13 protein-coding genes are annotated in these 14,376 nt (G+C 71.9%); 2 read left to right on the forward strand and 11 right to left on the reverse strand.

Annotation, left to right across the window (positions count from 1 at the left end; genetic code table 11):
* Positions 1 to 54: 54 nt before the first annotated feature.
* From ACQEVC_RS15745 to ACQEVC_RS15765, 5 genes are all read right to left on the reverse strand, one after another.
* On the reverse strand, positions 55 to 1,164 hold the full coding sequence (locus ACQEVC_RS15745) for an Ig-like domain-containing protein (RefSeq protein ID WP_432877782.1): 1,110 nt from the start codon (positions 1,162 to 1,164) through the stop codon (positions 55 to 57).
* A gap of 39 nt (positions 1,165 to 1,203) precedes the next feature.
* Positions 1,204 to 2,331 (reverse strand): FG-GAP-like repeat-containing protein, encoded by a 1,128-nt coding sequence (locus ACQEVC_RS15750; RefSeq protein ID WP_432877786.1) that lies wholly within the window; start codon positions 2,329 to 2,331, stop codon positions 1,204 to 1,206.
* Between the two features lie 33 nt (positions 2,332 to 2,364).
* The gene (locus ACQEVC_RS15755; protein WP_432877788.1) at positions 2,365 to 3,486 is read right to left on the reverse strand and encodes an Ig-like domain-containing protein; all 1,122 of its coding nucleotides are present in this window, start codon (positions 3,484 to 3,486) and stop codon (positions 2,365 to 2,367) included.
* 140 nt (positions 3,487 to 3,626) lie between these two features.
* Complete coding sequence (locus ACQEVC_RS15760; protein ID WP_432877790.1) at positions 3,627 to 4,757, reverse strand: Ig-like domain-containing protein; 1,131 nt, start codon at positions 4,755 to 4,757, stop codon at positions 3,627 to 3,629.
* Between the two features lie 141 nt (positions 4,758 to 4,898).
* Positions 4,899 to 5,993 carry an Ig-like domain-containing protein gene (locus ACQEVC_RS15765; RefSeq protein WP_432877792.1) on the reverse strand — a complete coding sequence of 365 codons (1,095 nt, stop codon included), beginning with the start codon at positions 5,991 to 5,993 and terminating at the stop codon, positions 4,899 to 4,901.
* Between the two features lie 509 nt (positions 5,994 to 6,502).
* Here ACQEVC_RS15765 and ACQEVC_RS15770 point away from each other — a divergent pair.
* A complete protein-coding gene (locus ACQEVC_RS15770; RefSeq protein ID WP_412102702.1) occupies positions 6,503 to 6,784 on the forward strand; it encodes a hypothetical protein in 282 nt (93 codons plus the stop codon).
* Between the two features lie 116 nt (positions 6,785 to 6,900).
* The gene (locus ACQEVC_RS15775; protein WP_432877795.1) at positions 6,901 to 7,701 is read left to right on the forward strand and encodes an alpha/beta hydrolase; all 801 of its coding nucleotides are present in this window, start codon (positions 6,901 to 6,903) and stop codon (positions 7,699 to 7,701) included.
* Between the two features lie 9 nt (positions 7,702 to 7,710).
* On the opposite strand, the gene ACQEVC_RS15780 is transcribed toward ACQEVC_RS15775, so the two are convergent.
* The 6 genes from ACQEVC_RS15780 to ACQEVC_RS15805 are packed head-to-tail and all read right to left on the reverse strand — an operon-like array spanning position 7,711 to position 14,284.
* Complete coding sequence (locus ACQEVC_RS15780; protein ID WP_432877798.1) at positions 7,711 to 8,697, reverse strand: glycosyltransferase family 2 protein; 987 nt, start codon at positions 8,695 to 8,697, stop codon at positions 7,711 to 7,713.
* Positions 8,694 to 9,560, reverse strand: coding sequence for a glycosyltransferase (locus tag ACQEVC_RS15785; protein WP_432877800.1), 867 nt, complete (start codon positions 9,558 to 9,560; stop codon positions 8,694 to 8,696). Before ACQEVC_RS15785 ends, ACQEVC_RS15780 begins: the two co-directional genes overlap by 4 nt.
* Entirely contained in the window at positions 9,554 to 10,405 is an 852-nt protein-coding gene (locus tag ACQEVC_RS15790) for a glycosyltransferase family 2 protein (protein ID WP_432877803.1), read from the reverse strand. Before ACQEVC_RS15790 ends, ACQEVC_RS15785 begins: the two co-directional genes overlap by 7 nt.
* A 58-nt stretch (positions 10,406 to 10,463) precedes the next feature.
* Positions 10,464 to 11,870 (reverse strand): O-antigen ligase family protein, encoded by a 1,407-nt coding sequence (locus tag ACQEVC_RS15795; protein WP_432877805.1) that lies wholly within the window; start codon positions 11,868 to 11,870, stop codon positions 10,464 to 10,466.
* Between the two features lie 53 nt (positions 11,871 to 11,923).
* Entirely contained in the window at positions 11,924 to 12,988 is a 1,065-nt protein-coding gene (locus ACQEVC_RS15800; RefSeq protein ID WP_432877807.1) for a hypothetical protein, read from the reverse strand.
* A 42-nt stretch (positions 12,989 to 13,030) separates the two neighbouring features.
* Positions 13,031 to 14,284, reverse strand: coding sequence for a glycosyltransferase family 4 protein (locus ACQEVC_RS15805; protein ID WP_432877810.1), 1,254 nt, complete (start codon positions 14,282 to 14,284; stop codon positions 13,031 to 13,033).
* Positions 14,285 to 14,376 lie beyond the last annotated feature (92 nt).

The raw sequence follows: 14,376 nt of genomic DNA on the forward strand, positions 1-14,376 counted from the left end.
GGCGCTCCTCCGTGTGGGTCGAGGGGCCGGACGGCCAGGGCCTGCGCGGCCCGGTCAGTCGGTGATCCTCAGACTGACCGCGGCGTTGCTGGTCCGGCCGTCCTGGGTGAGGCGGTAGACGAACGTGTCGCTCGCGCCGTGCGTCGGGTCCGGGGTGTAGATGATCGTGCGATTCGTGGTGACCTTGACCGTGCCGTGCTGCGGCGGGGTCCAGATGGTCACCCTGGTGCGGTCGGTGGCGTAGTCGTTGGCCAGCACCTGGATGCCGGTCGCCTTGCTGCCGCTGACCGTGGGATAGTCGCGGATCGCCACCGGCGACCGGACGAAGGAGCCGTCGCCGAGGCTGATGAAGGTGCCGATCTCCCCGGTCAACTGGTTGTAGGTGGTCACGTCGACCAGGCCGTCGTGGTTGGCGTCGCCGGTCTCCAGCGTCCAACTCGCGAAGCCCAGCACGTCGGAGTGCAGGTGGAACAGGCTGCCGTCGTCGCGGACCACCACCACGCCGCTGAAATACGCGCCGCAGCCCTCGATGTACGCGATCACCACGTCCATCGCCGCGTTCCGGTTGAAGTCGGCAAGCTGGTGGTGCAGCGGGCCGGAACAGTGCCGGACCGGGCCGGGCACCAGGGTGCCGGCCCCGGTGGCGAGATAGCTGACGAACCCCTCGCCCTGGTCGGTCCACTCGTAGATGTCCTGCCGCCGGTCGCCGTCGAAGTCCGCGGTGCCGATGAAGCTGGGCTGGAAGATGGTGTTGAAGCCGCGGGTCACCCGGAAGTTGTCCAGCACCAGCAGGGTGTTGGGGACGGTCGTCGGCGGCCCGGCGAACCAGGTCACCGCGAGTTCGGCGGCGACGTCCGCGTCCAGGTCGAGCCCCACGCCCATGTCCGCGCAGTTGGGCTCCTCCGCCGGCAGGGTCAGATAGTCGTACGCCTGCGGCGCCGCGAACCCGCCGCCGGCCTGTCCCAGGCTGACCACGACCCGGCAGGTGGTCGCGGCTCCCACGGTGAGATCGAGTACCACCCGGTCCGGTCGGCCGTCACCGTTCACGTCGGCGACGACGGGCTCACCCGGGCCGCCCGCCCAGACGTGCGGCACCCGCATGCCCACGCCACCGGCCGTCGCCATGATCGCCACCGTTATCGCGGCGATCCCTCTACCCCTCATGGCACGCTCCTAAAGGCTCGCCAACCCACCCGGATCGGGCTATCCGCTCCACCGGATGTACACGACCGCGCTGCTGCGGCGGGTGCCCTCGGTGAGTTGGTACGTGAACCGGTCGGTCGCGCCATGGTTCGGCCGGGGTGTGTAGATGATCCGTCCGCGGCTGATGACCCGGGCGGTCCCGTATCTCGGCTGGACGGTGATGCTGACCTCGGCCTGGCTGGTGGCGAAGTCGTTGTCCCGTACGGTGATCGTCACCGCCCGGTTTCCGGTGAGCCGTACGACGTCACTGTTCGCCTTCGGCGACCGGACGAAGTGGCCGCCGCCGGTGCCGATGAAGTAGTCGATCGCCCCGGTCAGCCGGGAGGTGGTGCGGATGTCCGGGAACCGGTCCCCGTTCACGTTGACCACCCGGGTCGTCCAGGTGTCGATTCCGACCGGATCGTGCTGCAACTCCTGCGGCGTGCCGTCGTCGAGCACCACCGCCACCCCGCTGGCGAAGGTCGCCGAGAGACAGCGCTCGACGTAGCTGTTCACCAGGTCGGTCCGGCCGTCCAGGTCGAAGTCGCGTAGGTCGTACTCCAGCGGCCGGGCGCACCATCGCTCAGGGCCGTGCGTCAGCGTGCCGTCGCCGAGGTTGAGGTACGTCTCGATCCCCTGGCCCTGGTCGGTGACCGAGTAGACGTCCTCCCGCCCGTCGCCGTTGAAGTCGGCGGTGCCCAGATAGTAGGGCGCGAAGACCGCCTGGACCAGGCCGAACGACGGCTGGAACGCGGTGTTCAGCACCATCAGGTTGTACGGCACGGTCGGCGGCGGGCCCGGATACCAGGCCACCACCAGTTCCTCGCTCCGGTCCGCGTCGAGGTCCACGGCGACGCCGAGTTCGGGGCAGCGGGTGCCCATCCCGGAGCCGCCCGGGCGGAGATAGACGTACGCCACTGGCGGGCGGTAGTCGCCGGACGCGGTGCCGTACTCGACGATCACCGAGCAGTAGTCGGGCTGGACCAGACCGAGGGTGACCAGGTCGGTGAAGCCGTCGCCGTTGACGTCGCCGAGGACCTGCTCGCCCCGGCCGGCGGCCCAGGCCGGACTCGGCGCGGCGCCCACGACGCCGCCCACGGCGGCCACGACCACCATCACCACCACCATCGCGGTGCGTCTGCGCCACATGGTCCCTCCCTGATGCCTCGACGTTCGACCGGATCAGCTCGGGAACCGGATGGTCACGGTGGCGGTGCTCCGCTTGCCCTCTTCGCTGAGTTGGTAGCTGAAGTGGTCGGTGCGGCCGTGGTCGGCCCGGGGGCGGTAGACGATGCGGCGGTCGGATTGGATCTGGGTGGTGCCGTACCGGGGTGGGGTGGTGACGGTGATGTCGGCGTACCGGCTGGCGTGGTCGTTGCCGAGGACGTCGATGGCGAGGGGTCGGGTTTCGGTGAGGTCGACTCGGTCGGTGTTCGCGTCCGGTGAGGGGACCAGGGTGCCGGGGGCTTCGGTGCCCTGGTTGACGAAGTAGTCGACCTCGTCGGTGCCGTTCTCGGCGGTGCGGACGTCCAGCCAGCGGTCGCCGTCGGCGTCCACCACCCGGGCCGTCCAGGTCGTCCGCCCGACCGGATCGAGTTGCAGTTGCTGGACGGCGCCGCTGTGGTGGATCCGCACCACACCGCTGCTGCCGGTCGTGCCGGGCTCGCAGCCGTCGGTGTAGCTGACCAGCACGCCGTGCACGCCGTCCCGGTTCCAGTCGGTGAGCTGGACGGTCGGGGCGGTCACCGAGCAGTAGCTGATCGGGCCGGGGACGATCGTGGAGCCGTCGACGATCAGGTTGATCACTCCGCCCGGCCCCACCCCGTAGGGGCTCTCCCGGCCGTCCTGGCCGAACCGGCCGGCGCCGATGAACGTCGGACGGGTGATCGGCGAGGTGTAGAAGGTGCTGGGGACGAAGGCCGGCGGCTGGAGCACTATGCGGCTGAAGTCGACGGTGGCCGGCGGGCCACCCGTCCAGCCGATGTAGAGCTCGTCGACCGGGTCGTCGTCGACGTTCAGCGCGACGCCGATGTCCGGGCAGTTGGGCGTGCCGCCGCCGTTGGGGGTGAGGTAGGTGTAGGCGACCGGGGGCAGGTAGACGCCGGACGCGCTGCCGTACTCGACGATGGTCGAACAGAGGTTCGGGGCGATCCGGCCGAGGGTGGCCGAGTCCTGGAGACCGTCGCCGTTGAAGTCGCCGAGCAGTGCCTCGTCGCGCGTCCCGGCCCAGGACTCCGGGCCCGGCAGGGTCAGTGCCACGCCGGTGAGCATGACGGTGGTCAGGGCAAAACACTTGCTCCACATAGTGCTCCCCCTATGTAGTGCTATGGCGGACCAACCCGCATTTGGGACGCTAGACCGAGTTTGCCGGCATTGGCCGGTGCTGACCACGATCCGACACCGGACTGGCATGACGGAACCGCAGCTCAGGGGGTATGTCGTGATCAGCTCGGGAACCGGATGGTCACGGTGGCGGTGCTCCGCTTGCCCTCTTCGCTGAGTTGGTAGCTGAAGTGGTCGGTGCGGCCGTGGTCGGCCCGGGGGCGGTAGACGATGCGGCGGTCGGATTGGATCTGGGTGGTGCCGTACCGGGGTGGGGTGGTGACGGTGATGTCGGCGTACCGGCTGGCGTGGTCGTTGCCGAGGACGTCGATGGCGAGGGGTCGGGTTTCGGTGAGGTCGACTCGGTCGGTGTTCGCGTCCGGTGAGGGGACCAGGGTGCCGGGGGCTTCGGTGCCCTGGTTGACGAAGTAGTCGACCTCGTCGGTGCCGTTCTCGGCGGTGCGGACGTCCAGCCAGCGGTCGCCGTCGGCGTCCACCACCCGGGCCGTCCAGGTCGTCCGCCCGACCGGATCGAGTTGGAGCTGCTGGCTCTCGCCACGATCGCCGATCCGGATCACGCCGCTGCCGCCGTCCTGACAGCCGTCGGTGTACGTGACGATGCTGCTCGCGACCCCGTTCCGGTTGAAGTCGGTGGGCTGCACGACCGGCACGTCCACCGTGCAGAACCCGACCACCCCGGGCCGTACCGTGCTGCCGGAGACGACGAAGCTCTGCACGCCGCCCGGGCCGACGTCGTACGGGCTGAACCGGCCGTCGTCGCCGAAGGTCGCGCTCCCGATGTAACTGGGGCGGGTGATGGGCGAGGTGTGCCGGGCGGCGGGCGTGAAGCCGGGCGTCTGCAACACGATCCGGTTGAAGTCCAGGGCCGGCGGTGCACCCTGGCTCCAAGCGATCCAGAGCTCGTCCGCCGGGTCGTCGTCGAGGTTGGTGGCGACGCCGATGTCCGGGCAGTTCGGGGTGCCGCCGTTGGGCCGCAGGTAGGTGTAGGCGACCGGCGGCTGGTAGACCCCGGCGGCGGTGCCGTACTCGACGATGGTGGAGCAGAGGTCGGGGGCGACGATACCGAGGGTCGCCCGGTCCGGCAGGCCGTCGGCGTTGTAGTCGCCGGCCAGCTCGGCCCCGGGCTGGGCGGCCACCGCGACGGTGGGCGGCATGGCGACGGTCGTACCGGCGACGGCGACGGCGACGGCGACGGCGACGGCGAGGAAGAGTGCTGGCGTTCTGGTCCACATGACGATCTCCGGGTTGCTCTGCTCGGGTCAGTGAACTAGCTCCAGTCGTTGCACCAATCCCTCTGGACCGCACACGGCGCGGCTGGCGTACGCGCGCTTCTCGTCCCCCTTTCCGACCCCTCCGGGCGGCGTCCGGCCGGATCAGCTCGGGAACCGGATGTTCACCGCCGCGCTGCTCCGCTTCTCCTCCCGCCGCAGTTGGTAGCTGAACCGGTCGGTCCGCCCGTGGTCCGGATCCGGCCGGTAGAGGATGCGCCGGTCCGAGAGCACCTGCACGGTGCCGTACCGGGGCGGCACCGTCACCACCACGTCGGTGTCGGCGGCCACGTAGTCGTTGTCGAGTACGTCGATCGCCAGCGGCTTGACGCTGGTCAGGAAGACGGTGTCGGTGTTGGCGTCCGGCCCCTCGACGAAGCTGCCGTCGCCGCGCCCGATGAAGTGGCTGATTTCTCCGGTGGCCAGGTTCTCGGTGCGTACGTCCGGGAACCGGTCGCCGTTGGCGTCCAGGACCCGCGTCCGCCAGGTGGTCGAGCCGGCCGGATCGAGTTTCAGGTGCCGGGTCGTGCCGTCGTCGAGCACCACGACCACCCCGTTGGCCCCGTCGGCGCACCCGTCGGTGTACGCGAGCACCGCGTCCGTCGCCCGGTCCCCGTCCAGGTCTCGGAGCTGGAAGGCCGGGGCGCCCGCCGAACACCATCGTTCCGGGCCGAGCTGACCGACGCCGTTCACGATCACATAGGTGGCGAAGCCGCCGGCCCCCACCGAGTACGCCGTCTGCCGACCGTTGCCGATGAAGTCGGCGGTACCGAGATAGCTCGGAGTGATCGGCGAGCTGAAGGTGAGGATGGTCCGGAGGTTGTCGTCGATCACCAACCGGTTGTAGGTGAGCGAGGGCGGCGCACCGGTGCTCCAGCCGAGCCAGAGTTCGTCACCGGCGTCGCCGTCGGCGTCGAAGCCCACCCCGATGTCCGGGCAGGAGGTGCCGCGACTGTCCCCGGGCCGGGCGTAGACGGTGGCCACCGGCGGCAGGTAGACGCCCGGACTGCTGCCGTAGCGCACGATGACCGAGCAGAGGTTCGGCTCGACCGAGCCGAGTACCACGATGTCCTGGAGCCCGTCGACGTTGAAGTCGCCGGGGATCGATTCGCCCGGGCCGGCGGCCCGGGCGGGTGATGCCGTGACCGTGACGGCCAGCAGGACTATCCCGGCGGCGGTGACGATCCGTTCGCTCCACATAACTCCTCCTGCACCGGATCGATCAGCTATCCGACCGGTCCTATTTGCGGACGTTAACCCCGTTCGTGCGCTCGGTGGCGGTGCTGACCGTGATCCGACAGCCCGGCCGGCATGGAAGTATTCGCAGCTCAGGGCCGTTCCGATGGTCTGCCGCGACGGTCCTCGGGCCTTCCGGCGGCAGCGCGGAGCAGGTGTCCGCTGTCTGTGATCCGTGTGATCGGCCGTCGCTGTCCGCCGGCTTCCGTGGCCTCGTACCGGGCGGCCGGGCAACGCGGGGTAACCGAGGCCGCCATCTGCTGGCCCGGATCCGCGCCCCTCGTTATCGGGACCGATCACGCTGTCGATTGGTCACTAAATCATCACTGTGAGTAGTTTGTCGCGATGTCGTGCCCCGACGGCCACAGCCGACCGGGCGGGTGTGGCGTCCCGGGGCGCGCTCCCGCCCGCGCCGTAGGCTGGGGAACGTGAGTCCGCGTCGCAACCGTCCACGTCCCGACGACGCCCCGCCGCTGGACCGTACCCGGCTGGAGCGCGGGGTCGGCTCGGTGCAGACCTGGCGGGACGGCGAGTGGCAGGTACGCAACATCCCGGGCAGCGCCGCGACCAAGACGTACCGCTGCCCCGGCTGCGTCCAGGAGATCCGCCCCGGGGTGGCCCACCTGGTCGCCTGGCCGGTCGACGGTCAGGGCGACCTGACCGACCGCCGGCACTGGCACGCCGGCTGCTGGCGGGCCCGGGACCGGCGCGGCCCGGGGGTGGAACGCTCGCGCAGCGCCCCCCGCCACGGCTGACCCGCCGTGCACAACCCGTCCGTCCGGAACGGCTTACCGGGCCGATCCGAGGGATCTTCGTCACGCCGACCCGGGTTCGCTGCCCTGCCCGGCCGGACCGGGTAAGACTGATCCCTGTGAGTACAGCGATCCGCGCCGCCAGCATGCTGCCCGCCCGCCGGGAGGAGATCGAGCTGCACACCGCCGACGGCCTGCGGCTGGTCGGCGAGCTGGCGCTCCCCGCCGACCGGGACCCGGTCGCCACCCTGGTCTGCCTGCACCCGCTGCCCACCCACGGCGGGATGATGGACAGCCACGTGTTCCGCAAGGCCGCCTGGCGGCTGCCCGCGCTGGCCGACCTCGCGGTGCTCCGCTTCAACACCCGGGGCACCAGCAGCGTGCGCGGCACCAGCGAGGGGACCTTCGACGGCGGCGACGCCGAGCGGTACGACGTCGCGGCCGCGATCGAGTACGCCGAGTTCGCCGAGCTGCCGAACATCTGGTTGCTGGGCTGGTCGTTCGGCACCGACCTGACCCTGCGGCACGGCTGCGACCCGGGAATCGCCGGGGCGATCCTGCTCTCCCCGCCACTGCGCAGCAGCACCGAGGCCGACCTGGCCACCTGGGCCGAATCCGGCAAGCCGCTGACCGCGCTGGTCCCCGAGTTCGACGACTACCTGCGGCCGGACGAGGCCCGGCGGCGCTTCGCGGCGGTGCCGCAGGCCGAGGTGGTCGGCGTGCCGGGGGCCAAGCACCTCTGGGTCGGCGACGCCGAGACCGTACTCGACGAGGTGGTCCGGCGGGTCAACCCGGCGGTGTCGGTACCGCTGCCGTCGGAGTGGGACGGGCCGATGGAGACCGGCGACGCCAGCGCGTACGCCGACCGCACGGTGGCGGCCTTCGCCGACCTGCCGGTGCCGGGCGAGGTGCGGGACTGAACCGAGGGCTCAGCCGTCGGTGTCGGTGCTGCCGCGCGGGCCGGGCGGCACCGGCTCGGTGACCTCCACCGGGGGCAGTCCGGCCGCCGGTGGCCAACCGGCCAGCCAGGTGCGGCGCTGCCGCCAGACCTCCCGCCAGTAGCCGGCCCGGCCGGTCAGCCGGGCTGCGGTCGCCCGGGCGGCGATGCCGATCCGCAGCAGTGTCCGGCCCAGCGCCGCCCGGCCGGGTGTCCAGCGCAGCCGCTGGAAGGTGACCTGACCGCGCAGCAGCATCACCCGCTTGCCCGCGCTGGTCGAGGCGGCCCCGCCGACGTGCAGTACCCGGGCCGCCGGCACCAGCACCGGGCGGGCCCCGAGGGCGGTCGCCCGGAGGCAGAGGTCGAGATCCTCGCTGTACATGAAGTAGTCCGGGGTGAAGCCGTCGAGCTGCTCGAAGAGAGCCCGCCGGACCAGCAGCAGGCAGCCGGAGGCGGCCGGCACCCGGACCGGCGCGGACCGGTCCAGCCAGGGCAGCGCCTCCCGGTTGAACAGCCGGGACCGGGGGAAGAGCTTGGACAGTCCGGTGGCGAAGCAGGTGAGCGTCCAGAGCGAGGGCGGCCCGAAGACCGAGCGCCCGTCGTCGCTGCCGTCCGGCGCGAGGGTCCGCCCGACGTAGATGCCGTGCCCGGGCCGTGCCCGGGTGAAGGCGAGCAGTTCGCCGATGACGTTGCCGACCGGTTCGGTGTCCGGGTTCAGCAGCAGCAGCCAGTCGCCCCGGGCCCGGGCCGCGCCGACGTTGACCGCCCGGCCGAAGCCGACGTTGCGGGCCAGCCGCACCACCCGGGCCTCCGGGAAGTCCGCCGCGACCGCCGCCGCCGACCCGTCGGTCGAGGCGTTGTCGACCACGATCACCTCGTACGGCTCGGCCGGGCAGGCGGTGCGCAGCGTGGCCAGCGCGGTCAGGATCAGCTCGCGGGTCTGGTAGGAGACCACGACCACGCTCACCACCGGCGTCACGGCGCCGCTCCGGTCACGCCGTCGGCCTCGGCCGGTCCCGGGGCCCGGCTGGATTCGTCGCGTCCCCACCGGTCACGGACCGCCGGTCGCCGCGCCGCCCCGGCGGCCAGCAGGGTCAGCCCGACGTAGCAGACCCCGGCCGGCAGCAGCCACGGCCGGGGCAGCACCACGTCGACCAGCCAGGAGGTGCGGCGGGCCCGGCGTACCCCGTCGTCGGCGGCGCGCAGGCTGGCGTTGCCGGCCCGGACCCGGCCGAGCCGGCGCAGCAGGTCGGCGGTGCGCCGGGGCGTGGCCACCACGGTCGCCACCTCGGCCACCTCCCGCTTCTCCGCCTCGGTGAACTGCCCGTCCAGGAAGAGGTCGTCGGCGACCACGTCGGGAAACCGGCCGAACCGGGCCCGGCCGGCCGCCGACAGCGCGATCGCGCCCCGGCCGAAGAGCGCGTTCCGGTACGCCGGATGCCGCCCGTTGATCGCGTAGTAGGCGCGTACCAGCAGGGGCCGACCGGTGGTGTCCAGCCGGCGGCGCGGCGCGGCGGCCAGCGTCCCCGGCGCGGCGACCGCGGCGGCCAGCGCGCGGGCCCCGGCGGTGTCCAGTGTGATGTCGGCGTCGAGGTAGATCCGGGGAAAGCCGCGCACCGCCTCGTCGCCCGCGTTCAGTGCGGCCGGCTTGCCCGGCTCGGGAAGCTCCCGCACGACGACCCCGGGCACCGACCGGGCCACCGCCGCGGTGGTGTCGGTGCAACCGTTGGCCACCACGACCACCTCGAACTCGCCCGGCTCCGCGTCGGCGAGCAGGGTCCGCAGGGTCCGGCCGAGCACCGCCGCCTCGTCGTGTGCGGCCACGACCACGCTCGTCACCATGGCGCCCGCCCGGTCAGTGCGAGCCGGATCCGCCGGGTGGCGTTGCGGCGCCGCAGCCGCCAGCCCTGGTATTCCCGCAGGTCGAGCGGGGCGGCCTGGACCACCCGGGCGGAGTGCCGCATCTGCTGCGTCCACTCCGCCACCGTCGTCACCCCGGTACGCCGGGCCGACAGCGGTCGGCGGGCCATGAAGTCGGCGTCGGTGCGATAGATGGTGTGCGGGCTGCGCGGGTCGTCCATGTGGTCCTCGGGCAGGAACGGGTGGTACCAGCCGTTCAGCCAGCCGAGCCGGGCGGCCCGCAGGCACCAGGCGGTGAACGTCTCGTCGCCGCCCAGCGGGCCGACCTGGGCCAGCGTCTCGCGTTTCATCAGATAGCCGCTGCCCTGCACCCAGTGGTTGCGGAACAGTTGGTGCCCGTTCGGGTAGTCCGCCAGCTTCGCCGCCACCAGCGCCTGGTCGACGTCCTCGGCGGGAAACCGCCAGGTGCCGATCACCCCGAACCCCGGCACGTCCTGGTGCGCCCTGCGCAGGATGGTCAGCCAGTCCGGGTCGGGCAGGCAGTCGTCGTCCACCTTGCTCAGGTACGAGCCGGTCGCCTCGCTCCACAGCCAGTTGGTGGGCTCGGTCAGCCCGGCGTTGACCGGGCTCTGCCGGAACCGGTGCACCCGCGGGTGGTGCCGGAGTTCCTCGACCGCCTCCAGCGTCGGCTGATCGGTGCCGTTGTGCCAGAGCCACACCCGGGCGTCCGCCGGGCAGGTGTCGAGCAGGTGCGGCAGCGACAGCCGGACGTACTCCGGCCGGTCATACGTGATCATGAGGATGTCGATGCCACCGTCGCCGGTCATCGGACCGCCCACCTCCGCTCGGGTCGACGGAGGTGGCCGCTGCCCGCGCCCCGCTCCGTCATGCCTGCGCCGCCGCCGGCACCGGCTCGGCTTCGTCGGGTTGCCGGACCGGCCGGCCCGACTCGATCCGGTTGGTGCGTTCCGCCCTGGTCAGCCGCCACAGCGCCCCGGTCAGGCCGAGCAGCACGTGCACCGTGATGAAGAACGTCGTGAAGTACATCGAGTCGAAGGTGAACCCGGAGACGCCGGCCACCCCGATCGCCACCGCCAGCACCGCTGCCAGGTCCCGGTCCCGGTCCGTACGGGCGAATCGGCGTACCCGGCCGGCGACCACCACTCCGGAGAGGAAGAGGACGGCGAGCCCGGCCACCCCGATGATGCCGCCCTGGACCAGGGTGGTCAGCCACTGGTTGTCCAGCAGTTGGTAGAGCTCCGGCAGGAAGGTGCCGACCCCGCGCCCCAGCCAGGGACGCTCCCGGATGAACGGGGTCACGTAGTCGTAGTCCTCGATCCGGGCCTGCACGCTGGGATCGTTCTCCCCGGCCAGCAGCAACGACTTGATCGCGGCCAGCAGGCCGGGCCGGGCTACCTGGATCAGCGCCGTCAGGAAACAGCCCACCACCAGCACGTTGAAGGTGGTCCGCAGCGGCCAGACCAGGACGAAGAGCAGGATCGCGGCGCCCAGCGCGAGTACCCCGGTGCGGGACAGCGAGATCGGGATGACCGCGGCCTGGAACATCGCCAGCGCGCCGTAGATCTGCCGGTCCCGCCGGGTCGACGAGAACCGGGCGAAGTGGATCGCCACCACCAGGCCGATCACCATCAGCACGCTGAACTCGATGTAGTGCCCGGCGGTGCCGGCGACCCGGACCAGCCCGTCGCCGCCCCGGTCCCGGAACCCGACCACCTCCTTGTGGAACGTCAGCAGCGGCGGCAGCTTCATGTACGTGGTCAGGTCGATCCGGGTCACGAACTGGACCAGCGCGACGAAGGCCATGAAGCTGGCGCCCCAGCAGAACCAGCACAGCACCTTGTCGATGCGTTCCCGGGTCAGCACGCCGTCGGCGGCGGCGAGCAGGATGCCGGCCCCGGCGAGCGCCATCAGCAGGGTCCGCTCGGCGCCGTTCGCCTCCAGTACCGGCATCCCGCGGCCCTGCCCGGCGACGTACGACAGGAAGAGGGTGACCAGGTAGATCGCCATCGCCCAGCGCATCGGCTGCTGGCCCCGGGTGACCAGGGTGGGGTGCAGCCGGCTCAACGCCCACCAGACCAGCAGGCCGAACCCGACCATCAGCCCCGGCTTGCCCAGGTCGCTCAGTGGCGGGAAGACCAGCCGGAAGGGGAGCAGGTAGGCAAGCATGATCGACGCGATGACCGCGGCGGTGGCATCCGGGAAGTGGCGTACGGCGGGGGTAATGCCGTCGTACACCGTGTCGGACCGCCGCGCGGATAGATAGGTCGGCACGTCGCTCGTCTCGTCCGTGCGCCGTCAGCCGGCGCTCGTGGGCTTCCCGGGGATCATCGGCCGGGATCGTCCACGACGTTCCGGGCGGTGGTGGTGAGCAGGATCGTCTCCTCGCCGGTGGACGCGGCAGCCCGTCCGTTGCCGCCCTGCCCGGCCCCCCGGTCGTGCGGCAGGTGCGCGCCGGCCCGCTCGTTGACCGGCGGCCCCGGGTAGCGCTCGTCGGCGGGCGGTCCGGCGTGCCGGTCGTCGGCCGGGGAGCCGGGGTAGCGGTCGTCGACGGGCCGCGGGGCGACTACGCCGTCCGGGGCGTATGCGCCGCGCCGGGAGACGGGTTGGGTCGCCTCGCGGCCGGGACCCGGGGAGACCGGCGCGGCCCGGGCCACCGGGGCCGGCGAGACCGCCCCCGGCCGCGGCGCGCCGACCACCGCCTGGCCGGCATTCACCGCCGGGCCGGCGTTCCAGGTCATCGGGGTACGCGCGTCCCGGCGCTGGCCGAGCCGGGCGCTCGCCCGCCGGCGGGCCACCGCGTCGTAGACCACGGCGCCGACCGCGGCCAGCAGGATGCCGATCGCCGTGATCACGACCTGTGCCCGCAGCACGTTGGAGCGGGACTGCACGATGTTCAGCCCGGGGTCCAGCACCTCGGTGGTGATCTGTTCCCCCGGGTTGGGCCGGTACGGCGCCTGCTGCCCGGCGACCTCGTCGTGGATCAGTCGGGTCACCGCCTCGACGGTCTTCCGGGCGCTCTCCTGGCTCGTCGCCGTCACCGCCACGGTCAGGATCGAGCTGCGGGTCACCAGCCCGACCTCGTAGTCGGGGTCGCCGCCGGCCGCCGCGATCCGGCTCCGGGCGTCGTGCGCGGAGGTGGAGATCTGCACGGCCTGGGCCATCGCGTTCTCGCCGATCCGCAGCCACGGGTTGCCCGGCCGGGGTGTCGCGTTCGGCTCCGGGGCCGCCGCCGAGGTGGTCGGCGGGACGAGCAGGATCGCGACCTCGGTCTTGTATTCGGGCTGGATCGCCAGTCCGAATCCGAGAGCCGCGCCGAGCGTCACGACGACGATCGGAGCCGAGACGTACCACCGCCGAAACATGAGCTTCAGCAGGTCGAGAAGGTCCATCGGGCGGCCCTTTCGAAAGGCGCGGAAGTGCTGTGCGGATGGTCAGGTCGGCAGACGCGCGGCATCGGCCCCGTTACCGTGTGGAACTTCGTTGTAGTCGCTGAGCGACGGGCGGAGCAATCGATCCCAGAGTCGGATGTACGACTTCACCTGGTGGTCCCAGGCGAGTTCATCGACGAACCGCTGTCTCCCGGTCGCACTCATCGCCGCCCGGGCCTGCTCGTCACCGAGGAGTTGATCGATGGCCTTGGCGAACTCGTCCGGGCTGCCGGTCTCCACATAGCTCGCCGCCGCCTCGGCGGTACGCCGGGTCTCCAGCAGGTCGACCGCGACCACCGGTACGCCGCGGGCGACGTACTCCACCGTCTTGGCCATCGTGTACATCTCGGACATCCGGCTCGGCCGGTCCGGCTGGATGGCGATCGAGGCGGAGCAGAGCAGTGCGTCGACCTCCTCGGCCTCCAGCCAGCCGGTGAACCGGACGATGTCGTCCACGCCCCGTTCCGCGGCCAGCCGGCGCAGCTCCGGCATGCTCTCGCCGTCCCCGGCGACCACCAGTTCCCAGTCGTCGGTGCCGCGCAGCCCGGCCAGCCGCTCGGCGGCCAGTACGGTGGCTTCGACGTTGTCCTGCGGGTTGATCACGCCGACGTAGACCACCTTCTGCCGGGGACCGTCCGCGTCCCGGCCGTCGCCGTGCCGCACCTCCGCCAGGGCCGGGCCGTTGCGCACCACCACCACCTTCTCGGGTGGGCAGCCGCCCCGGCGCAGCGCCAACTCCCGGAACGACTCGTTGGTGGCGACCACGGCGGTCGCGGTACGCCAGGAGAGCCGCTCGAAGAGCCGGAGCATCCACAGCACACTCGGTCGGGGTCGCCCCGCCTTGCACTCGTAGAGTTCCGGGCTCAGGTCGTGGTGGTCGAAGACGAAGGGTCGGCCCAGGGCCCGCATCAGCAGTCCGACCACCCAGAAGACGTCCGGCGGGTTGCATGCCTGGACGGCGTCCACCCGGGTCCGCAGCATCAGCCCGAGCAGCCGGGTGGTGACGGCGATCAGTGCCCAGGCGAACTCGGCCGCGAAGGAGAGCACTCCCTTGCCCGCCAGCGGCTGGGGGAACGAATAGATCCCGGTGGCGGCGGTGCCGGGCAGCACCGTGAGTCGTCGTGGCCCCCGTGGGCAGATCACCGACGCCCGGTAGCCGGCCGCCTCCAGGGCCTGGCACTCCCGGATCACCCGGCGGTCCCGCTCGGCTGGCAGATTTACCACCACGATGACCACGTGGGGGCGTTGATCGGCCATCTCTAACTCCCATCCGCGCAGCTCGGACGACGTTTTCGATGGAAGGTCGCGGCGTACGCAATTACGCCGCGACCCGAATGAGCACGCTCTCG

It is taken from the genome of Plantactinospora sp. CA-294935 (assembly GCF_050936445.1).
Lineage (GTDB): Bacteria > Actinomycetota > Actinomycetes > Mycobacteriales > Micromonosporaceae > Plantactinospora.